21 protein-coding genes are annotated in these 20615 nt (G+C 56.6%); 16 read left to right on the top strand and 5 right to left on the bottom strand.

The features are described 5' to 3' along the window. Positions 1 to 12: 12 nt before the first annotated feature. Genes PQU89_RS05025 through PQU89_RS05005 form a run of 5 tightly spaced genes read right to left on the bottom strand, consistent with a single transcriptional unit; the run spans position 13 to position 4718 of the window. A complete protein-coding gene (locus PQU89_RS05025) occupies positions 13 to 1002 on the bottom strand; it encodes a glycosyltransferase family 2 protein (protein WP_272764896.1) in 990 nt (329 codons plus the stop codon). 52 nt (positions 1003 to 1054) lie between these two features. Next, positions 1055 to 1408: an EamA family transporter gene (locus PQU89_RS05020; protein ID WP_272764895.1), complete on the bottom strand. Its 354-nt coding sequence runs from the start codon at positions 1406 to 1408 to the stop codon at positions 1055 to 1057. Continuing rightward, a complete protein-coding gene (locus PQU89_RS05015; protein ID WP_272764894.1) occupies positions 1405 to 2340 on the bottom strand; it encodes a class I SAM-dependent methyltransferase in 936 nt (311 codons plus the stop codon). The genes PQU89_RS05020 and PQU89_RS05015 overlap by 4 nt, the downstream gene beginning before the upstream one ends. 2 nt (positions 2341 to 2342) lie before the next feature. Beyond that, entirely contained in the window at positions 2343 to 3167 is an 825-nt protein-coding gene (locus PQU89_RS05010) for a class I SAM-dependent methyltransferase (protein WP_272764893.1), read from the bottom strand. A gap of 3 nt (positions 3168 to 3170) precedes the next feature. Then, entirely contained in the window at positions 3171 to 4718 is a 1548-nt protein-coding gene (locus tag PQU89_RS05005; protein WP_272764892.1) for a hypothetical protein, read from the bottom strand. Between the two features lie 253 nt (positions 4719 to 4971). Between PQU89_RS05005 and PQU89_RS05000 the strand changes: the two genes are divergently transcribed. From PQU89_RS05000 to PQU89_RS04925, 16 genes are all read left to right on the top strand, one after another. Continuing rightward, positions 4972 to 5166 (top strand): Flp family type IVb pilin, encoded by a 195-nt coding sequence (locus PQU89_RS05000; RefSeq protein WP_272764891.1) that lies wholly within the window; start codon positions 4972 to 4974, stop codon positions 5164 to 5166. Between the two features lie 334 nt (positions 5167 to 5500). Continuing rightward, on the top strand, positions 5501 to 5686 hold the full coding sequence (locus tag PQU89_RS04995; RefSeq protein ID WP_272757330.1) for a Flp family type IVb pilin: 186 nt from the start codon (positions 5501 to 5503) through the stop codon (positions 5684 to 5686). 33 nt (positions 5687 to 5719) lie between these two features. Then, complete coding sequence (locus tag PQU89_RS04990) at positions 5720 to 6292, top strand: A24 family peptidase (protein ID WP_272765001.1); 573 nt, start codon at positions 5720 to 5722, stop codon at positions 6290 to 6292. A gap of 187 nt (positions 6293 to 6479) precedes the next feature. Continuing rightward, complete coding sequence (locus tag PQU89_RS04985) at positions 6480 to 7796, top strand: DUF8689 domain-containing protein (RefSeq protein ID WP_272764890.1); 1317 nt, start codon at positions 6480 to 6482, stop codon at positions 7794 to 7796. A 75-nt stretch (positions 7797 to 7871) separates the two neighbouring features. Then, positions 7872 to 8729 carry a Flp pilus assembly protein CpaB gene (cpaB, locus tag PQU89_RS04980; RefSeq protein ID WP_272764889.1) on the top strand — a complete coding sequence of 286 codons (858 nt, stop codon included), beginning with the start codon at positions 7872 to 7874 and terminating at the stop codon, positions 8727 to 8729. 42 nt (positions 8730 to 8771) lie between these two features. After that, on the top strand, positions 8772 to 10346 hold the full coding sequence (locus PQU89_RS04975) for a type II and III secretion system protein family protein (protein WP_272764888.1): 1575 nt from the start codon (positions 8772 to 8774) through the stop codon (positions 10344 to 10346). Between the two features lie 12 nt (positions 10347 to 10358). Next, a complete protein-coding gene (locus tag PQU89_RS04970; RefSeq protein ID WP_272764887.1) occupies positions 10359 to 10643 on the top strand; it encodes a hypothetical protein in 285 nt (94 codons plus the stop codon). 40 nt (positions 10644 to 10683) lie between these two features. Next, entirely contained in the window at positions 10684 to 11949 is a 1266-nt protein-coding gene (locus tag PQU89_RS04965) for a pilus assembly protein TadG-related protein (protein ID WP_272764886.1), read from the top strand. Positions 11950 to 11958: 9 nt separating this feature from the next. Next, positions 11959 to 12408 (top strand): TadE/TadG family type IV pilus assembly protein, encoded by a 450-nt coding sequence (locus PQU89_RS04960; RefSeq protein WP_272764885.1) that lies wholly within the window; start codon positions 11959 to 11961, stop codon positions 12406 to 12408. Further along, entirely contained in the window at positions 12405 to 12875 is a 471-nt protein-coding gene (locus PQU89_RS04955) for a TadE/TadG family type IV pilus assembly protein (protein ID WP_272764884.1), read from the top strand. The genes PQU89_RS04960 and PQU89_RS04955 overlap by 4 nt, the downstream gene beginning before the upstream one ends. A 62-nt stretch (positions 12876 to 12937) precedes the next feature. Further along, a complete protein-coding gene (locus PQU89_RS04950; RefSeq protein WP_272764883.1) occupies positions 12938 to 14173 on the top strand; it encodes a CpaE/TadZ family protein in 1236 nt (411 codons plus the stop codon). A gap of 126 nt (positions 14174 to 14299) precedes the next feature. Beyond that, a complete protein-coding gene (locus tag PQU89_RS04945) occupies positions 14300 to 15658 on the top strand; it encodes a TadA family conjugal transfer-associated ATPase (RefSeq protein ID WP_272764882.1) in 1359 nt (452 codons plus the stop codon). 8 nt (positions 15659 to 15666) lie between these two features. After that, positions 15667 to 16641: a type II secretion system F family protein gene (locus PQU89_RS04940; protein ID WP_272764881.1), complete on the top strand. Its 975-nt coding sequence runs from the start codon at positions 15667 to 15669 to the stop codon at positions 16639 to 16641. 34 nt (positions 16642 to 16675) lie between these two features. Next, entirely contained in the window at positions 16676 to 17620 is a 945-nt protein-coding gene (locus PQU89_RS04935) for a type II secretion system F family protein (RefSeq protein WP_047965358.1), read from the top strand. 6 nt (positions 17621 to 17626) lie between these two features. Continuing rightward, positions 17627 to 18850, top strand: a complete 1224-nt coding sequence (locus PQU89_RS04930) for a tetratricopeptide repeat protein (protein WP_272764880.1) — start codon at positions 17627 to 17629, stop codon at positions 18848 to 18850. 249 nt (positions 18851 to 19099) lie between these two features. Further along, positions 19100 to 20290, top strand: coding sequence for a tyrosine-type recombinase/integrase (locus PQU89_RS04925; protein WP_272764879.1), 1191 nt, complete (start codon positions 19100 to 19102; stop codon positions 20288 to 20290). Positions 20291 to 20615 lie beyond the last annotated feature (325 nt).

Genomic DNA, 20615 nt, shown 5'->3' with positions numbered 1-20615 from the left:
GCGTGCCGGCGCCTACAAATCCGACGATTCCACACATCTGGCCGCCCTCGTTGCGCATCGCGTCTTGATATTGAGCGTCTTGCCAACCAGATACACGCTCTTGCCCTGCGCCTCGTAATAGGTGCGGATCAGCAACTCCGCCAGCAGCCCCATCAGGATGCACATGAAGCCGGTCACCCCGGTCATCACCACCAGCAGCGGCAGCGGGGTCGAGATGAAGGACACCCCTTCCACCAGTTTCAGGTACACCGCCCAGCCGCCGGTGAGCAGACTGATCAGCAGGATGAACAGGCCGGCGGCGCCGAAAAGATACATCGGCTTGCCGGCGTATTTGGACAGGAAGTTCACCACCATCAGGTCGAGGATCACCTTGACGATGCGGCCCAGGCCATACTTTGAAACGCCATTCTGCCGCGGGTGGTGCAGCACCGGGATTTCGGCAATGCGGGCGCCAAACCAGCTGGCGTAAATCGGGATGAAACGGTGCATCTCGCCGTACAGGCGCACGCCCTTGATCACGTCTTTCCGGTACGCCTTCAGCGAGCAACCATAGTCATGAAGGTGCACGCCGGAAATCGACGAAATCATGCGGTTGGCGACGCGGCTGACAAGATTGCGCTTGATCGGGCTGTCCTTGCGGTCTTGCCGCCAGCCGGACACGACATCAAACCCCTGCTCCAACTTGTCTAGCAGTCGTGGAATATCTTCGGGGTCGTTCTGCATGTCACCATCCATCGGGATGATGATATGACCCTCCGCGTAATCGACCCCCGCCATCATCGCCGCGGTCTGGCCAAAATTACGGCAGAATTTGATGACCTTTACGCTCTGGTCTCTTGCGGCCAGTTCTTCCAGCCGCTCCTGGCTGCCGTCCGTGCTGCCATCGTTGATGAAGATCAGCTCCCACGGCTGCTCCAGCCTTCGCAGTACAACCACCGCCTGCTCGTAAAGCGCGACCAGATTGTCGGCCTCGTTATACACCGGCACGATAACGGAAATCATGAGCACCTCCCCATTCCAGGATGGCACAAGCAATAAACCGCAGCATGGCTGCTCAGAAACTGGATTTCCCGACCAGTAATATCCCGCAGAAAATCAGGGTGATGCCCAATGCCCTGGTAGCATCAATTGGCTCGCCCAGAAAAAAGTGCGCCGCCATGATTACGGCAACAAACTGGATGGCGGCAAAGGATTGCGCGACATTCAACGGTAATTTGGTCAGCACCAGAATGTAAAAGCACGCCGCCAACCCGAAAAAAACAAAGCCGAACAAGATCCTGATATTGAACAGCTCAATCAGGCTATTGCCGGATTTTTCTGCCCCGGATTTGAGCAGAAGGTTGGCCGCAACGGTCATGGCAACCATGATCATGTAATAAATGAATAACCGCATTTTTGCTGTGTTCATCCCGGTTTTTCAGCCATGCCGATAACGATCAATCCATAGCGCCGGAACGGCTTCAGGCTGGTGATGGTGTGATCCAGCCTTGCGGCCAACCTTGTAAGCAGGCGTATGCCGGGGATGTAGCGGAAAGCCCTGTTGAAGACTAGGACATCGCTGTTCATCAGCAGGCAATAACCCAAAAAGCCGTAGGTTTGCCAGGCCTTGAGTACAAAGCCGGCATTTTCAAGCGGCGGTACCGTTTCCCGGTACAGCAGCGGTCGCTCGGTTTTATCGTCCAGCGATGGCGACAGGCGGTAAATCAGCGCGCGCAGCCAGCGCCAAAGGAAAAAATCACTGACCGGTTCGCGCCAATAGAAACGGCCACCCGGTTTCAATATCCGGAATACCTCGCGAAACAGCTGTTTTCGGTCGTTGACGTGGTGAATACCGCCGATGATGAAAACACTGTCAAACAGGCTGTCTGCCAGCGGCAAGCGGGTGGCGTCGCCTTGTACAAAACAATACTGCTCGGCATCCAGCAGGCTGGCTTTGGCGGCCTCCAGCATCGACAGCGAGATATCGATGCCCAGTCCGGTGCCGACCTTGTTGCCCAGCAGGCGGAACGCCTCGCCACTGCCGCAGCAGATCTCGGCGGTACTGCCCAGCTTTGCCTCGGCGGCGATGTCGAGAAAGGCGCGGTCAAGGTAGGCCGCATACTCCTGCGTATGCGGGTAGGCAAGATTGTTGATATAGATGCCGGCAATTTTCTCGAAATGGGCTTGCTGCCGCTTGGCGTCATCAGTGCAGAAGTGTTCCGCAAACAGCGGCACGCCAGACGGGCTGATTTGGTAGTGCAGGCTGCCGTCGTGGCTGGCCAGCCCATGGTCGCTTTGCTGCAACGGTGCACCAGAAAGCGGGCAACGCAGCATGGTCATGAACTTCTCGGCGATCTGCATCGCTATGCCTCCTTGCGCTTGCCACCAAACTTCCAGGAGTTGCCATTTCTCATGATGATGTAGGTGCTGTGCTGATCGATATCGGCATGGCCGGCCAGCCAGGCCTCGATCGTCGCCTTATTGATATAGACAGTTTGCGGGGTGACCAGCTGATCAAAGGCGACATGTCTGAAAAACCGGAAGTCGCGGTTGCTGATCCAGCGGCAGTATTGGTATAGCGGCAGCTTTTCTACGCCGCTGATACCGGCCAGAGCCGCGACTGTCTTTGCATAAAGGAAAAACGGCACCGCCAGCGGGGTCGCCACGCCGTACTTGGTCAGCCACCACGGCAGGTGCGACGTTATCTTGCGTAAGGGGTCGACCAGTTTGATGATTACGCTGTTGCCCTCTTCCGCGTATACCCAGCAATGAAAGCGGCCGCCGGGTTTTACATTGCGGATCACCGCGTCGAAGCCTTCCTTGGGGCAGTCCAGGTGATGCAGCACCCCGATGGAGTAGACCAGGTCATAGCCCGCTCCGCAAAAGGCGGTCATGTCACTTTTCGTGATTTTCCAGTTTTCCTCTGCCCTGCCCGCCAGATTCTTGCAGGCGGAAAGAATGGCATCGCCCAGATCCACCCCTTCGACAAAAGCCGGCTTCCAGTCCAGCAGGTGCAGCATTTGGCTGCCGTTGCCGCATCCCAGTTCCAGCACCTGGCGCCCGGCGACATCGGCCGCGGTGAGCGGACTCATCCAGTCCGTAAACTGGTCGCGGGTGTAAACGGAGCCGGCTGGCAAGTTGTTCCAGGAGTGTGCAAAGGCATCGGCGGTTCTCTGATCGGTCAACATGAATCACCCCTCGCTTTCATTGCTTGATGAAAGTGCAATGCTTCCCTTTACATGCTTCTGCAAACCCGGAGCGTACCGCTTGATCAGCTGCAGGTACTTGGCAGTGTCTTTCAGCAGTACTGAATGCTTGCCATCATCAAAGACCAGTTTGAAATCACCGTTGTTCAGCAGTAGCTGCCGTAGCGGCGACAGGTTTTCACACAGCACGTAGTCAATATTGTGCTTGTAGAAATATTGCTTCCAGTCGCTGCCGCCACGGTACATCTCCCGGTATTCGGTAATGAACGGCTTCGGATAGATATCGGTTCTACCGTAGATGAAAACTCGCTGCCGGGGATAGAGCCGGTAAATCAGGTAGCCACCGTAATGATAGGTGTTGAACATATTGCCGCTGATGTTGTGCTTGATGACAAAGTCAGTTGCTGCAACTGGCAGAATTCGTGATACCGCCATGCTGTTGTACTCTTTTCTGCTTGGGTAAAGCAGCAGGATTGAAAACAGCGACGCGATCAAAAGCAACCAGTTTGCCAGTGGAGCACTGCCGCCTACCTGTCTGTTGCCGGCTACCATAATACGGTGGGCAATGGCTGACAGGCCGGATTTTGGCGTGTAATTCGGCTTCTTGAATATCCGGGCGAGTGATAACTCCTGACAGAAGACAGAAAAAAATGGCGCCATGGTTAGTGCGGCCAGCGGGATATTGCGAACAGAAAAGAATGCCCCGCCAATGAAAACCAGAGAAATGCCAAGCTCGGTTACATCCGGTTTTCTCTTTGCGTAAATCATGTTCATGAAAAACAGAAATACGACTGCCAGGAAGTATTGAAAGAATGGCTTGTGAAAGCTGGGGGATTGCCACTCGCTGATGAACTGGGTATCGCCAGAAGAAACGATTGCGTGATAGGGGTATAACCAGTATTGCCAGCCATGCGGGTTGATGGCGGTGGCCAGAAATCCTGCTGTGGCAATGAGGCTTAATTTTTTTAGCCGCTTGGTTTCAATGCGGCCAACGTTGTCCACCAGAAGATGATGGCTCCACTCCGCAACAAGAAAAGCCGCCAGTAAAACCAGACCGATAAAAAAACCACCATGTGCATTGGCCCAGATCGCCATCATTAGTGGAATGAAAATCAGGCCGCGATCCGATGCCCGGTATTTGAACATGAACAGTTGATGCAACAGGATTGCAAAAAACAGAAATGTAAAAATATGCGGACGAGGTGCAATGGCACCCATCGTGGCACAGAAAAGCATCACCACGATAATCGCTTTACCTTCATTTTGAAGCTGTTCCTGGCAGGTTTTGTAGGTGATAAACCAGCACAGGGCGTAGACAAGTGCGGTAATGGCTGCAATGCCGTTCAGGCCAGCCTGCTGATACAGAAAATAGAAAATGACCTGACTCAGCCATTCGGAAAGCACCCAAGCATTGCCGGAATTGGTATAAGTGAAAACGTCATGCCATGGCAGCTGTGCCGTGGTGACTATCAACTCGCCAGTTTTCAGGTGCCAGTAGAAATCGGGGTCTTCAAACTTGGGGAACAGCAGCATTATTGTAAACACAATAATGAAAATGGCGGTAGAAGGTGTTAGTCCGGCTCTTGTGTAGGGCATGATTTAAATTCCCCCTATTGGCTTTACGCAAAGACTAACAAATGCTTTTTTCTATACTCCGAGGTGCACTATAGGCGATGTCATACAATTTGCAATTGTTTGACTTTGTGGTGACGGTGATCTAAAGCCGTATGTATGGCATTGCTTATTGAATGAATTTATATGAACCGGTGCTCACTAGGGGCTGATCATGAACAAGTATAGCCGTCACTTGCGTTTGTTTTTGCTGAATGAGGATGGCGTGACAGCCATGGAGTACGCCCTGCTGGGAGCGCTTATCGCTATTGTCATAGTTGGCGCTGTTACAGGAGTCGGGACGAATGTTCAGGCCCTGTTCTTGAACGTAGCCGACCAGGTCGAAGCTGTAGTGGCAGGTGTTCTGTAAATTGCAGACTCGCTGTTAGTTTTAATTACATATGCATTATATTTCTTAATAAATAATGCATTTAGCAATTACTTGATAAGGGTTGTAGGTTATTAACGAATACGCAAATTGAAATTTACCTTGTCCACTGACTCTGGTGTACTAACATAGTGTTTAAGCTGTCGTTGGTCGTAATTTAATGTACAGCGTAGTATTTGTTTTGAGTATCCCGGTAGAAGGTTGCTATGCGTGGTCTGTTTGGGATGCTTGAACAAGGCATGCGTCATGTCTGGTTGGCGCAAAATGGACGGCAGTCGTTGCTGCCACAGGTTCAATTTCCACGGAGGTATTGGAAATGGATAAGCTTGCATTGACATTCAAACGTTTCATCCAGGAAGAAGATGGTGTAACAGCCATTGAATATGGCTTGATTGCCGCCCTGATCGCCGTGGTAATTATTGCTTCGGTTGGTGCTGTCGGTGACAACCTGGAACTGGTGTTCAATAACATTGCAGCCGAACTGGCCGCTGCCCTGGCTTGACGTTGGTTATTCTCCAAGGGGAAATAATTGACTATGATTTTCATCTGGCTGGCCTGGATAGCTGCCATTGGAATCGGTCTTCTGTTCGGGGCGAGGTTGGGTCTGCTTGCGGGATTTCTCCTCGCCGCTGTTTTTACCGATATGGAAACCAGAAAGATTCCAAACAAGCTAGTTCTTGCCGGTATTGCCGTCGGCTTGTTGGCACAGGCTTTTCAGCTGGATGGTGAGGGAATTGTTTCAGCCATCAAGGGGCTGGTGTTTGGATTCGGATTATTCCTGCCGCTTTATCTCTTGCGCGTCATGGGGGCGGGAGATGTCAAGCTAATGGCACTGGTTGGCTGCTTTACCGGTTCGCCAGCGATCTTTGGTGTCGTGTTATGTACTTTGTTGGCCGGTGGTGTGTTGTCGCTGACGTTCTCGCTGAAATTGAAAATGGTACGTCAAATGCTGAGAAACAGCATATTCATGATGCTTCCAGGCGCGGCCAAAATCGCGGGCGATAAGCTGTTGGCTAACCCTTCGGTAGTCAATTCGGTGGGGACGCTACCTTATGCCATGGCTATTGCCATAGGTACGGCTGGTTATCTTATTTGGCAAGGAATCTGATTTAGCTGGTTGTGATTTTTGAAATGCATTTCATTGCCGGATCAATGCGCCTGCTAACGCTGGCGCTGTTTTGTTATGCTTGTTTGTTATTGATTGATTATCGAAAAATTATTCTTGGTTAATGGTTTTCGCTGGGCTATATCTCATTGCATAAATACCCGGTTCGGTTTTTATGTTGACGAGGAGGATGGAAATGTTCAATCCAGATGGCTTGGAATTGCAGGGCAGTACTCCACCTCGTGATCTTTTGCCCCGTGCCCCGCAGACCGTGAAAGAAACCGGACTGGATTTCCTGTTTCTGGTGGAGCTGCTCTGCAAGACACTCTTCTTTCATGGCCAGATCCGGCTGGTCGATCTGGTCAACCTGACCAAGCTGCCGCTCGGTGTGCTGGAACCGCTGCTGGCCTTCATGCGTAGCGAACAGCTGTGCGAGGTATCCGGCCGCAATGAAACGGAAGCCACCATTGCTTACACGCTGACCGATGTTGGCCGCAACCGTACCCAGACCTATCTGCAGAAAAGCCATTACGCCGGCCCTGCCCCGGTGACACTCCAAGCCTATAACGACGCGGTGCGCCGACAGTCGGTGGCCAACATGAAAGTCACCAAAGAGCTGGTTGCCGAAGGGTTCAAGGGCTTTGTCCTGCGCCAGAACACCATGAACCAGCTTGGCGCCGCGATGAACTCCGGCCGTGCCATCCTGGTATACGGCCCGCCCGGCAGCGGCAAGACTTTTGTTTCGGAACACCTGGCCACCCTGCTGACCGGCAACTGCGCCATTCCTTATGCCGTGCTGGTGGACAGTGAGGTAATCCAGCTGTTCGACCCGCTGGTGCACCGCCCGGTGGCCACCAATTACAGTGGCAGCTCACTGGACAAGGGGCCGCTGCACGATGCGCGCTGGATCGAGTGCGAACGTCCGGTGGTGATCACCGGCGGCGAATTGACCCTGTCGATGCTGGATCTGGATTTCGATGAGAGCACCCGCTTCTACCAGGCCCCCCCACAGGTCAAGGCCAACAACGGCTTGCTGATCATTGACGATCTGGGGCGGCAGCTGGTCTCGCCACAAATGCTGATGAATCGCTGGATTGTGCCGCTCGATCGCCGCGTGGACTATCTGGCGCTGCATACCGGTACCAAATTCATGGTGCCGTTCGATGTCATTGTGATTTTCTCCAGCAACATTCCGCCAAGCACGCTGGCCGACGAGGCATTTCTGCGCCGGCTTGGTTACAAGATTTACATCGGCAAGCTTGAGGAAGAAGAATACCGCGCGATTTTCGAGCAGAACTGTGCCCGCCTGGGCATTCCCTTTAGCAACGAGGGACTGCGGTTTGTGATTGATGAATTGCACGGCAAGCACGACAAGCCGCTTCTCGCCTGTATTCCACGCGATTTGCTGGAACAGGTCCGCGATTTTGCCTTTTACCAGGGCATCAAGCCGGAGCTGAGCGAGGAGCTGCTGACGTGGGCATGGGAAAACTACTACACCAAGGGATAGGTTGCGGTCGCGACCTGGCTTGAGCTTTAAATCAAGTGTGGGGAGAAGGCAGTGAAAAACCCAAGAGCCATAGCAATGATCGTGGTGTCTGTCATCGTCGGCCTGGTGGCCGTGGTGATGGCATCGCAATGGATCAACAAGCAGACCAATGTCTCCGCCCAGAAAGTGGTTATCGCGGCGGTGGATGTCGATCTTGGTTCCAAGCTGACGCCGGAGATGTTGCGGCTGGTGGATTGGCCGAGCGGCAGCATTCCCGAAGGCGCGATTGTCGATCCGCAGACGCTGGACGGGCGGGTGCTGAAAACCAGCGTGCTGCGCGGCGAGGCGATTCTGGAGTCGAAACTGGCGCCGCTGGGCACCAAGGGCGGCTTGTCGGCGGTGGTGATGGAAGGCAAGCGCGCGATGACGGTACGGGTTAACGACGTGATCGGTGTGGCCGGCTTTGCCTTGCCCGGCAACTATGTCGATATTCTCGTCAATACCACCGAAGACGCCAAAGCCAATACCAAGGACAAGGTCGACCTGAGCATTTCCAAGATCGTGCTGGAGCACATCCTGGTGCTGGCGGTGGCGCAGGAAGCCAGTCGCGACGATACCAAACCCAAGGTGGTCAACGCCGTGACTCTGGAAGTAACCCCGGATCAGGCGGAAAAGCTGGATCTGGCACGCAGTGTCGGCACTTTGTCCCTGGTGTTGCGCAATCAGGTTGACCCAAAGCCGGTAGAAACCTCCGGTATTACCAAACAAATCCTCCTGCGCGGCAAGGACGAGCCGGTTCCGGTGGCCAAGCCTGTTGCGGCCAGCAAGCCGGTAGCCAAGCGGGTGGTGAAGAAAGTCATCGTGAAACGGCCTGCCCAGTCAGCTCCGATCGCGGCAACCCAAAACTGTGTAGAAATCGTCAGCGGCACGTCTCGACATATCGAGTGTTTCTAACTGTCAGACATCCAGCCCAATTCGTTAGGGAGTAAAGTCATAATGAAAAAGAAACCTGTCGAAGCACGCTTGCCCCGCCTGAATCTTGGTGCGCTGGCAATCGCCACCAGCTGCATGATGATGTGGAGCGCCTCAGTCCAGGCCGCCACGATCGCACCGAAAGCGGCAACCGTTACCCCGAAACCGGCGGCCACAACACCGTGCAATACCATCGAATCGGCACCGATGGTCAATGTCACCGTCGGCAAGTCATTCCGCCTGAAGACGACTTCACCGGTCAGCCGCATCCTGCTGGGCAATCCGGCTGGCACACAAGCGGCACAGCCCAAGGAAGGCGCGGAGGGTGACGACAAGAAAGCGCCAGAAGGCAAGGCCAACGCGGGGGTGGCCGGTCTGGATGTGATCCTGCTGAGCCCGAGCGAAATCTACCTGCTGGGCAAGAGTGTCGGGTCGACCAATATCATCCTGCTGAGCCGTACCGGCCAGTGCATGCTGGTCGATGTCACCGTCGGGGTGGATACAGCCTCGCTGCAAAGCTCGCTCAACGACATGCTGGCCGGAGAAAACAGCCGTATCAAGGTGAGTGCCGCCTCCGATTCGCTGGTGCTGACTGGCACCGTGGCGGATTCCACTCGGGTCGACAAGGCCTTGACGTTGGCCGCAGCCTATGCCGGCCAATCCAAAGTCATCAACATGCTGTCGGTGGATGCGCCGCAGCAGGTGATGCTGGAAGTCAAAGTGGCGGAAATCTCGAAGAAGCTGCTGGATCAGGTCGGTATCAACCTGGCCGGGGTGCTGAATCATGGCGGCTGGAACTTTAACTGGGATACCAATTTCCTGTCCGGCAACGCCTCCAATGCTATCGGGCTACTGTTGGGTGGTAACAATGGCGGCACGTCCAATCGGCGCAGTTTTGAGATCGATGGCCAGCACGATGATGGTCTGGTCAAGGTGCTGGCCGAGCCGACCGTGATGGCGATCAGTGGTCAGGAAGGGAGCTTCCTCGCCGGTGGCAAGATCTTCATCCCGGTGGCGCAGAACAGCAGTAACGGTGGCCAGACTATTACCTTGGAAGAAAAAGAATTTGGCGTCGCCCTGCGCTTTACCCCGACCGTGCTGGATGGCGGCAGGATCAACCTGAAGGTAGCGCCAGAGGTATCCGAGCTGAACGCCAGTGGTGTCAATATCACAGGCCTCAATGGCACCGCCATCCTGCCGTCGTTCACCACCCGTCGCGCCGCGACCACCGTGCAACTGCGCGATGGCCAGAGCTTCGCCATCGGCGGCCTGATCAAGAACAACGTCACCACCAATATCAGTGCCTTCCCGCTGCTGGGTGAAATCCCGATCCTGGGTGCCCTGTTCCGTAGCAGCAGCTTCCAGACCGACAAGACCGAGCTGATCTTCGTGGTGACCCCGCGGCTGGTGAAACCGCTGCCACCAAACTATGCCTTGCCGACCGACAACTACACCCCGCCAAATCGGGCTGAGTTCTTCCTCGGCGGGAAGATGGAGGGCAAACCGCCATCGGACGCAGGCACCAGTTCCGGCGAAGGTGCTCCCCCGCCTGTGCAACCGCAAGCCCCTCAAGCGCCATCCGGCTTTGAAGTGAAATAAGGAGGCCAAGTCATGCGAACTTACAAATTGGTGATGGTTACCCGCGCTGTCTTGCTGGCATCACTGCTGACGGCCTGCTCGTCGACACCGTATCTGGATAGCCGCTTCGGCGAGGCCGTCAACATGGCCAAGGCGCAGCAGACCATTAATCCGGAGGCCTCGCAGGACATGGATCCCGTAACCGGCATCGACGGCAAGGCGGCGAAGGACGGCATGGATCGCTACCACGAGTCGTTCCAGAAGCCACCTTCCACGGCTGGCATCCTCACCATTGATGTGCTGGGCGGCGGCAAATAATCCCTGCCTTGTTTCAGGATCAGATGCATGAGGTGGCTCTATGAAACGCACTGGCAAGCTACCGGGCCGGCGATATCAGAAAGGCGCGGTAGCCATCATCGTCGGGCTATGTATCGTTGTTCTGGTCGGCTTCCTGGGGCTGGTCGCTGATCTGGGGCGACTGTTCATCACCAAGACCGAGCTGAGCAACGCTGCGGATGCCTGCGCCCTAGCTGCGGCGGCAGAGCTGAAAGGCGATGTCGAGTCGCTCAACCGCGCGGAAAGTGCCGGCATCACCGTCGGGCAACGGAACAGTGTCAACTTTCAGGATGACGCGGTCTCGATCCTGGTCAATAGCGATGTCACCTTCAGTGACCACCTGACCGGCACCTATTTTCCCAAGAATGGCGTCGCGACAGCCAGCATCCCGAACATGAAGTATGCCAAGTGCACGCTGCCACAGACCGGCATCATGCCTTGGTTCATGCAGGTAATGGGGGCTGGCGCGCAAACGGTGACTGCACATGCGGTGGCCGCCCTGTCGCCATCGCAGACCAACTGCGCCATTCCGGTGGGGCTGTGCCAGCAGACACCACCCGCCAGCTGCCCGGATGGCACCGCGCCTGACAGCTACGGTTTCTGTGTCGGCAAATGGTATGGCAGTCGTTTCACTGCTGGAGGCGGCTTTACCGGTAGCTTCAACCTTATCGACTACTCGCCCCCTGCCGGCGGTGCCAGTGAGCTGTCCGCGCTGCTGACCGGCTCCGGGCAGTGCAACTTGAATATCTCCAATTCAGTCGGACAGACCGGTATGCAGCAGTCCATTGCCCAGGCGTGGAATACCCGTTTTGGCCTGTATCAGGGTAGTGAAAGCGTTAGCACGGCACCGCCGGATTTCACCGGTTTTGCCTATACCGCGACCTCCTGGGTCAGCCAGTTCAACGCCTACAACGGCACCTCCGGCTCCACCCCCAATTTTCTGGCATCGAGGGTTGCCAATACCGTTTACCAGGGGGACACCGCAGCCGGTATCACCCTGATCGGGAATCCGCGCAGTGCAACCTCGACACAACTGGATACCAATGGGGCCGACCGACGACTGGCGCTGATGCCGATCGTCAACTGCGGCAGCTGGACAGGGTCGCAGACGGTGCCGATCCAGAAGTTTGCCTGTGTGCTGTTGTTGCAGCCGATGCCGGGACCGGGTAGCGACACCTTTGTTGAGTATCGTGGGCAGGCTGATGTGCCGGGCAACCCGTGTGCCACGCTGGGGCTGCCGGGGGCCGGTGGTGGTGTCGGTCCCAAAGTACCTGCGTTGGCGAGATAGGAGATGGCCATGCAACCACGCTCTCGCCAACAGGGTGTTGCCGCCGTCGAAATGGCGATCCTGCTGATGCCGCTGATCTTTATCGTGTTCGGTATCACGGAATTCGGTCGGGCGTTTTACCAGTTCAACACGGTGACCAAGGCTACGCGTGATGCCGCCCGCTATCTGTCGGCACAGCAGCCGGGGACCAAGGATACCGAGGCAACCTGTCTGGTGCGGCATGGCAACACCAGCTGTAGCGGCCCGTTGCTGGCGCCGGAACTGGATGACGCCACAGTGACGATTTGTGACTGGCAGCGTTGTGCAGATCACCTTGCCCAGGGTGCTACCCCTGTCGTCAACCTGGTGTCGGTAACGGTCAGTAATTACCAGTTTGTTTCGCTGGTTCCATTTGTTACCGCGGATTTGTCCACCATTACCTTTGGCCAGATCCGCACTGTAATGAAGGCAAACCTATGAAAACCTCATTCCGGCAGTTGCGGCAGTCCCGCAGGCAGACGCAGCGTGGCGTGGCGGCAGTGGAGTTTGCACTGGTCGCCATGATCCTGTTTTCCCTGCTTATCGGCATCATGGAGTTTGGCCGGCTGATGTTTACCTGGAATTCGGCGGTGGAGGCGACGCGGCGCGGTGCTCGCTTGGCAGTGGTTTGTGACATGAATGCCGCTCGCGTCAAAACATCGATGCAGAAGTTTCTGCCGATTACAAACGTCAATGACATCGTGGTCAGTTACGAACCGAGCGGTTGTACCGGTGCGGCAAATTGCCAGAGCGTGACGGTGTCCATCTCGCCCAATGCCCCGGCTTTTCATTACGTCTTCCCGTTCATTAATGAGTCGTGGCGGATACCGGCATTCAGTACCACGCTGACCCGGGAAAGCCTTGCCACCGGCACCGGCGCCGATGCCAACCCTGACTGTTCGCCCTGATGGTTGACTACCTTTGTCAATCAAGGCCTGCGGGCGCAACCTTTTTTAGTTGAGGCGCAATCATGAGAATCTCGATTATTTCGCACAACACCAAGAACCTGGATGAGCTGCGCCGCTTTGTCGAAACGGACAGCAGTCGGGATGTCAAGGTGTTCACAGGTGGGGCTGAGATGCTGGCACCGGTTGCCGACCAGTTGCGCCCCGACATCATCATTCTGGAAAGTGCAACCGACGAAGCCTTGGCGGATTTTTCGCCGTTGGCGCAGCTGAACCTGCGCCACCCCGACATCACCCTGATTCTGCTGTCCAGTAGCCAGACGCCGGAGGTGCTGTTGCGGGCGATGCGTGCCGGCGTGCGCGAGGTGCTACCCTCCCCGGTCGGCCGCGATGCGCTGCATGTGGCGCTGGCACGGGTCGAAGAAAAGCGCAACCTGCAGAATACCTCGCGCCAGAAGGGCAAGGTGTTTGCCTTTATCCCTTGCAAGGGTGGCAGCGGTTCGACTTTTCTGTCGACCAATCTTGCTTACAACCTGGCGTCGCAGGAAGGCAAGAACGTGATCCTGATCGACGTCAACCTGCAGTTTGGCGATGCTTCGCTGTTCATTTCCGACCACAAGCCATCGACCAACCTGGCTGAGGTGTCACGCCAGATCATGCGCATGGATGCTTCGTTCCTCGCCTCCAGCCTGCTGAACGTGCTGCCCAACCTGGGCATCCTGTCGGCGCCGGAAGACCCGGTGCAGGCGATGGAGGTTAGTCCCAGCCACATCGATACCCTGATCAACCTGGCGCGCAATCACTATGACGTGATTATCCTGGACGTTGGCCGCGCGCTGGATCCGGTCAGCATCAAGGCGCTGGATCACGCCGACGTGGTGTTCCCGGTGCTGCAGATCACGCTGCCCTTCATTCGCGATGCCCGCCGGCTGCTGGACGTGCTGCGCTCGCTGGGTTACTCGCAAGAAAAGATCAAGCTGCTGGTCAACCGCTATGAAAAAGGCGGCGACATCCGTCTGGAAGATGTCGAGCGCACACTGGGGATGACGGTGTACAAGACCATCCCCAACAGCTTCAAGGCGGTAGCGACATCGGTGAACCAGGGGATTCCAATCAGCAAGCTGTCGCCCAACAACCCGGTGGCACGCACCCTGCAAGAGCTGGGACGAGAGCTGGTGCAAGGCGGCAATGGCGAAACCTCGTGGTGGGGCAACCTGCTGCAGCACATTCAGGGTGGCATCCCGCCAGTGCGTAGTAGTGGTGTGCTGGGACCGACATCAGCTTCGCAAACACCCGATTAACGTTTGGCACCTTGAATTGAATGGAATGCTTGTTAACGACAAATCTCTCGGCAACTAACGCATCAGCCTGATAACCCGCCACTTCGGGGCCTGAGCAGACTGATCATCGGCAAAGGGGTAGCTATCATGTCATTGCGCGATCGGCTCGAATCCATCCAGCCCAGCTCCGAAACCTTGCAGGCCATCGTCAAGTCGGCCACGTCCGCCAATTACGAGTCCTACCACGATCTGAAATCCCGTATTCACCAGAAACTGCTGGAGCGGGTTGATCTGGGGGTGATGGAAAGTCTCGCTCCCGAGCGCCTGAAAGACGAGCTCAAGATACTGGTGGAACGGCTGCTGGCCGAAGAAAACGCGGCGCTCAACGACAATGAGCGACGCAGCCTGGTCAAGGACATCCAGCACGAAATGCTTGGCCTCGGCCCACTGGAGCCGCTGCTGGCGGACCCGACCATCTCCGATATCCTGGTCAACACCTTCCAGCAGGTCTATGTCGAACGCCGCGGCAAGCTTGAACAGACCGATGTGCGCTTTACTGATGATGCGCACCTGATGAAGATCATCGACAAGATTGTGTCGCGCGTCGGCCGGCGTGTCGATGAGTCCAGCCCGATGGTCGATGCCCGCCTGCCGGATGGCTCCCGCGTCAACGCCATCATCCCGCCGCTGGCGATTGACGGGCCGATGCTGTCGATCCGCCGTTTTGCTGCCACCCCGCTACGCCTGAACGACATCATCGAGCTGAAAAGCCTGACGCCGGACATGGGCACCGTGATCAAGGGGCTGGCCAAGGCCAAGATCAACATGCTGATTTCCGGAGGTACCGGTAGCGGCAAGACCACCCTGCTCAACATCCTGTCCGGTTTCATTCCCGATACGGAGCGCATCATCACCATTGAAGATGCCGCCGAACTGCAGCTGCAACAGCCGCACATCATCCGGCTGGAAACGCGGCCGCCCAATATCGAGGGCCGCGGCGAAGTGTCGCAACGGGCACTGGTGCGCAACAGCCTGCGCATGCGGCCGGACCGCATCATCCTTGGCGAGGTGCGCGGCGCCGAGGCCGTCGACATGCTGCAGGCGATGAACACCGGTCACGAAGGCTCGATGGCCACCATCCACGCCAACACCCCGCGCGACGCCATCACGCGCATGGAAAACATGGTGGGTATGGCCGGGATGAACCTGCCGCCCAAGGTGATCCGCCAGCAGATCAGCTCGGCGCTGAGTGTGGTGATCCAGGTGGCGCGTCTTACCGATGGCAAGCGCAAAGTTACCAGCATCCAGGAGATTACCGGTACCGAGGGTGACGTGATCACCATGCAGGAGATCTTCCAGTTCGTGCAAAGTGGCGTCGGCGTAGATGGTGCGGTACAGGGCTACTTCTGCGCCACCGGTGTGCGGCCGAAGTTTATCGAGCGCCTGAAAACGCACGGCGTGGAGATTTCGGACGCGCTGTTCGACCCCAGCAAACGATTCGAGTAGGTGCCATCATGGACACGACCTTTGCCATCCTCATCCTGCTGATCTTTGTCGCGGTGGTCTTCCTGCTGGAAGGCGCCTTCCTGACCTGGAACTCGTACAAAGGTCCTGAGGCCAGTCGCATCGAACGCCGCCTGCAGGCGATGTCTGCCGGTGCGCATCATGGCGAAGCGATGCAGCTGATGAAAGAACGGCTGCTTAGCGACTCCAAAATGATACAGCGCTTCCTGCTGGCGTTCCCCCGTGTGCACAAGCTGGACCGCATTCTGGTGCAGTCCGGGCTGAAGTTAAATGTCGGGGTGTTTCTCGGCTTCAGTCTGGCGCTAGGGTTGGCCGCATTCATTGCCAGCCGCTTTTTTCCGCTGCCGCTGCTGTTGTCGCTGCTGATCGCCCTGGGGGGCGCCTGCATCCCGTGGATGCTCGTCATGAACGCCCGCCACAAGCGGCTGGTGCAGTTCGAGGCGCAATTACCGGATGCGCTGGACCTGATGTGCCGGGCCTTGCGCTCCGGCCATGCCTTGCCGCAATCGCTGAAGATGATCGGGGACGAAATGTCCGATCCGGTCGCCGGCGAATTCCGCATCGCCTTCGACGAGGTCAACTACGGCTTCTCGATGCAGGAGGCGCTGATGAATCTGGCGACGCGCATCCCCAGTACCGACCTGCGCTATATGGTGATCGCGGTACTGATCCAGCGCGAAACCGGCGGCAATCTGGCCGAGCTGCTTGGCAATATCAGTGCGCTGATCCGGGCGCGGCTGAAACTGTACGGCACCATCCGGGTGCTGTCGGCCGAGGGCAAATTGTCGGCGTGGATCCTGACCCTGCTGCCGTTTGCGGTGGGTGGTGTGATCCAGCTGATCAATCCGGGCTTCATGAAGGTGTTATGGGAAGACCCCAGTGGTTTCATGATGGTCGCGCTGATCGGCTGCATGATGGTCGCCGGGATTTTCTGGATGCGGCAGATCATCAAGATCAAGGTCTGACTGCACCCCTACTTGTCATGGCGAGGAAACAGTCATGAATACCTCACAATGGATCTACCTGGCGATTATCTTTCTAGTGGTGTTTGGCGTTGCGCTGACCATCTCGATGCAGGTCGCCCCCAACCGGGTAAAGGCCCGTCTGGAAAAGGTGGTGCAGGCGGATACGCCGCTGGACACTGACAATGCCTCGGCCTGGGTGGCCAAGGCCATCAAGATCGCCACGCCGCTGGCGAGGCTGTCGGTGCCCTCTGACGGCTGGGAAAGCTCGCCAATCCGCATCCGCTTCATGAATGCCGGCTACCGCGGCACCTCGGCGATACCGCTGTACTTCGGCGCCAAGACTTTGTTGGCGCTGGTGTTTCCCGGCGTGCTGTTCCTGTACATCGGTCTCACCGGCGGGCACATGGAAGGCAACAACTTCCTGATCTCGATGCTGTTTGCCGCCGCGGTAGGCTACTACCTGCCCAACATCATCCTGGCGCGGCGCATCGAGCAGCGGCAGCAGGAAATCTTCAACAACTTTCCCGATGCCATCGACCTGCTGCTGGTCTGTGTCGAGGCCGGCCTGGGACTGGACGCGGCGCTGCTGAAAGTCGGCGAGGAAATCCGCATCAAGAGCACTATTCTTGCCGACGAACTGCATCTGGTGAACCTGGAACTGCGCGCCGGCAGCAGCAAGGATCGCGCGCTGCGCAACCTGGCGATGCGTACCGGGGTGCAGGAGGTGGACACTCTGGTGGCGATGCTGATTCAGGCTGACCGCTTCGGTACCAGCATCGGCGAATCGCTGCGCGTGCATGCCGATGACCTGCGCACCAAGCGCCGCCTGCGTGCAGAAGAAGCCGCCGCCAAGATTCCGCTGAAGCTGCTGTTTCCGCTGATTTTCTGCATCTTCCCTGCCCTGCTGCTGGTATTGCTGGGGCCGGCATTCATCCAGATCTACCGCGTGCTGCTGCCATCGTTCGGCGGTGGTGGTTAGCCGGGCTTGGTACAAGCCGTCATCGAGCATGTCATGGGAGAAAACGCCATGAAAAACACTCCGCTGCTGTTGTCGCTGCTGTGCTGTGTCCCCCTGCTGCAAAGCTGCGAATCGGTGCCGCCGAAACAGGCGTGGGGCTTCCAGCCGCTGCTGAAAGTGCGCCATGCCAATGAAAGCCCGGCAGCCTACTATCAGCTTGGTCGCTACTACCAAGGCCAGAACCGGAGCGACCTCGCCATTCCGGCCTTCCAGCAAGCGCTGGCGCTGGACAAACACTATACCGAGGCACACAACGCACTCGGCAGCCTCTACGCCGGTCAGCATCAGTTCGAGCTGGCGATTATGGAGTTCCAGTTAGCACTGGCAGCCGCGCCGGATACCGCGCACTTCTACAACAACCTTGGTTATGCTTACTACCTGCAAGGCCGCCCAGTCGAGGCTGCCGCCGCGCTGGAGAAGGCAGCGAGCCTGAAGCCAGGCGATGCCAAGATCACGACCAACCTCAATCTGGCATTGGCACAGAAAACCAAGACCGAGCTGGTGCAGCAGGCATTCGCCCCGGCCACAGCGACTCCGCCGGCAAACACCGCCAGCAATGTCGCCGCGCCGTCAGTAGCCCAGCCAGTAACAGAAACCACGGTGGCAGCGCCTGTGCTGGCCCCTGCCAGCCCGCCGGTCGCTGTTGAACCGACAGCTCCAGCTCCATCACCGTCCCAGCCAGCCACCCCGCCGCTGGTAGCGGAACCGGCACCCGTTATCACACCATCCCAGCCACCCCAGCTGGCACCAGCCGAACCTCAGAAAATGATAGAGCCGGAGGTGCCAACCATGTTGGCCGCAGCGCCGCCAGCGCTGCCGAAGACTACGCCACCATCGGCCCGCGCGGCCCTGTACGAGGTATCCAACGGCAACGGTATTACCGGCATGGCCCGACGCGTGAGCCAGGCGCTGCTGGCGCAAGGCTATCCGGCGGCGCGGCTCACCAATAACAAGCCGTTCCGTCAACCGGTGACGGTAGTCGAGTATCGCCCCGGTTATGCGGGCGTGGCCGCTAGGCTGAGTGCCAGCCTGCCGTTGAAACCGGCCATTACGGAAAAAGTGGGGCTGCGCCAGAGCACCGATGTCCGGCTGGTGCTGGGCCGCGACGTGATGACCCACCTTGCTCTGGTTACACCACAGCGTGAGACCCAGCTGGCACTCGGGGCGCCGCCACGGTTGGTGAAGCCTTGAAACGAAGCCACTTGCTGATGGGCAGCGCGAAGTGGAGTGTTTTGAACTGGCAATAAAAAAAGCCCTGAAGATTCAGGGCTTTTTTACGGAATGCTGGCGGAAGCGGTGTCCGCTTGATTTAAGTCCATAAGCATCCTTTGTTGTCTATTAAAGTTATTGAAAATCATGGTGTTAAGGTGTTTTGTTGTCTATTGAGTTCCATGGGTATACCATGAAAGCCACATCATAATGGCTACCAGATTGGCTACCATGGCAACACTTACAGATCGAAAAGCACAGTCGCTTAAGCCTACAGATGCAGCGTTGTCACATGGCGGAATAACTGGTCTCACCCTGCACCCACTCAAGACAAAAGGGCACGGGCAATGGAAGCTACGTTATGTCAGCCCAATCACTGGCAAGCGTAGGTCTCTTGGGCTTGGTAGCTACCCAGCAGTCAGCATTGCCCAAGCCACACAGCTCGGTACAGAGGCAAGAGAGCTCATTGCCAAGAACATCGATCCTCTGGAGACGAAGGAAGTAGCTACTTGTACCCCAACGTTTGAGCAAGCCGCGTACCGAGTCTATGAGGAACTACTTCCCAGCTGGAAGAACTTGAAGCATGGACAGCAATGGATAAATACTCTCAGGGCCCACATCTTTCCCAAACTTGGCAGCCTGACCGTTGACATACTGAAACCGAGTCATTTTGCCGATGCTTTACGCCCCATTTGGCTAGATACACCCGAAACAGCCTCACGTATCAAGCAACGCTGCCATGCCGTTATGGCTTGGGCATGGGCACATGGTTTCGTGCAGGCAAACCCCATAGACGTTGTAAGCAGATTACTCCCACCCCAAAAAGCATCACACGCTCACCAACCTGCGATGCCATGGCGAGATATACGACGTTTTGTATCTGACAGGGTAAGGAACTATCCACGAGGGGAAACAACCAGACCACTCCTGATGTTTTTGATTTTAACTGCCACGCGATCCGGAGAGGCACGTGCAGCTCAATGGGGGGAGTTCGATCTTGCAAATAAAGTCTGGACAATTCCCGCTAACAGAATGAAAGCTGGTATCCAGCACCGAGTGCCGCTTAGCGACCAAGCCGTCTTGATCCTCCAGTCACAGCAGGGCCTACACGAAGAGCTCGTCTTCCCTAGCCCTGCAGGGAAAATTCCTTCAGACATGATCTTGACTTCATTTTTGCGCCGCGAACAAGCTCAAAGCGACACAGAAGGAAGAGCAGCCACGGCACATGGTTTTCGATCTAGCTTTCGCGACTGGGCCAGTGAAAGTGGCCACCGCAAGGATCTTGCTGAACGTGCCTTGGCGCACGCCATTGAAAACAAAGTGGAAGCCGCCTATCACCGGACCGATCTACTGGAGGAGCGCCGCCCCATGATGCAATCTTGGGCAGACTTTCTCGACCCTCAAGTAACAGCGAATCGGTAGCGAAAACCGCTACCGATTCGTGGGGCTCTCTCCTGGTAGATTGTCCAGCGTGATGACTCCTGATCCTGCCGTATGGCTCAGTGGCATTACAGCACGGTCATCCTTATCACTCTCCAGGCCTCAGCAAACTCTAAGTGTGACCAGAATCATGCTCCTTCATACTGGATTGCCTACAAGAGCTGGGGCAGTCCAATTAAAAAAAGGTGGCTTCCAAATTGGAGGCCACCCTTAAAGTTTTTAAGCAAACCAGAGGCGATTTTACGATAAGCCGACCTTTATCTAATTTGTGCAAAAAGACAATCAATGTCTGAATCATGATGTTATT

It is taken from the genome of Vogesella indigofera, from assembly GCF_028548395.1.
Taxonomy (GTDB): Bacteria; Pseudomonadota; Gammaproteobacteria; order Burkholderiales; family Chromobacteriaceae; genus Vogesella; species Vogesella indigofera_A.
This window is presented reverse-complemented; position numbering and strand designations above follow the sequence as displayed.

Excerpts from the sequence above, each read along its gene's own strand:
- PQU89_RS05025 (WP_272764896.1), bottom strand. The coding sequence starts at position 1,002 with ATGATTTCCGTTATCGTGCCGGTGTATAACGAGGCCGACAATCTGGTC.
- PQU89_RS05020 (WP_272764895.1), bottom strand. The coding sequence starts at position 1,408 with ATGAACACAGCAAAAATGCGGTTATTCATTTATTACATGATCATGGTT.
- PQU89_RS05015 (WP_272764894.1), bottom strand. The coding sequence starts at position 2,340 with ATGCAGATCGCCGAGAAGTTCATGACCATGCTGCGTTGCCCGCTTTCT.
- PQU89_RS05010 (WP_272764893.1), bottom strand. The coding sequence starts at position 3,167 with ATGTTGACCGATCAGAGAACCGCCGATGCCTTTGCACACTCCTGGAAC.
- PQU89_RS05005 (WP_272764892.1), bottom strand. The coding sequence starts at position 4,718 with ATGCTGCTGTTCCCCAAGTTTGAAGACCCCGATTTCTACTGGCACCTG.
- PQU89_RS05000 (WP_272764891.1), top strand. The coding sequence starts at position 4,972 with ATGAACAAGTATAGCCGTCACTTGCGTTTGTTTTTGCTGAATGAGGAT.
- PQU89_RS04995 (WP_272757330.1), top strand. The coding sequence starts at position 5,501 with ATGGATAAGCTTGCATTGACATTCAAACGTTTCATCCAGGAAGAAGAT.
- PQU89_RS04990 (WP_272765001.1), top strand. The coding sequence starts at position 5,720 with ATGATTTTCATCTGGCTGGCCTGGATAGCTGCCATTGGAATCGGTCTT.
- PQU89_RS04985 (WP_272764890.1), top strand. The coding sequence starts at position 6,480 with ATGGAAATGTTCAATCCAGATGGCTTGGAATTGCAGGGCAGTACTCCA.
- cpaB (WP_272764889.1), top strand. The coding sequence starts at position 7,872 with ATGATCGTGGTGTCTGTCATCGTCGGCCTGGTGGCCGTGGTGATGGCA.
- PQU89_RS04975 (WP_272764888.1), top strand. The coding sequence starts at position 8,772 with ATGAAAAAGAAACCTGTCGAAGCACGCTTGCCCCGCCTGAATCTTGGT.
- PQU89_RS04970 (WP_272764887.1), top strand. The coding sequence starts at position 10,359 with ATGCGAACTTACAAATTGGTGATGGTTACCCGCGCTGTCTTGCTGGCA.
- PQU89_RS04965 (WP_272764886.1), top strand. The coding sequence starts at position 10,684 with ATGAAACGCACTGGCAAGCTACCGGGCCGGCGATATCAGAAAGGCGCG.
- PQU89_RS04960 (WP_272764885.1), top strand. The coding sequence starts at position 11,959 with ATGCAACCACGCTCTCGCCAACAGGGTGTTGCCGCCGTCGAAATGGCG.
- PQU89_RS04955 (WP_272764884.1), top strand. The coding sequence starts at position 12,405 with ATGAAAACCTCATTCCGGCAGTTGCGGCAGTCCCGCAGGCAGACGCAG.
- PQU89_RS04950 (WP_272764883.1), top strand. The coding sequence starts at position 12,938 with ATGAGAATCTCGATTATTTCGCACAACACCAAGAACCTGGATGAGCTG.
- PQU89_RS04945 (WP_272764882.1), top strand. The coding sequence starts at position 14,300 with ATGTCATTGCGCGATCGGCTCGAATCCATCCAGCCCAGCTCCGAAACC.
- PQU89_RS04940 (WP_272764881.1), top strand. The coding sequence starts at position 15,667 with ATGGACACGACCTTTGCCATCCTCATCCTGCTGATCTTTGTCGCGGTG.
- PQU89_RS04935 (WP_047965358.1), top strand. The coding sequence starts at position 16,676 with ATGAATACCTCACAATGGATCTACCTGGCGATTATCTTTCTAGTGGTG.
- PQU89_RS04925 (WP_272764879.1), top strand. The coding sequence starts at position 19,100 with ATGGCAACACTTACAGATCGAAAAGCACAGTCGCTTAAGCCTACAGAT.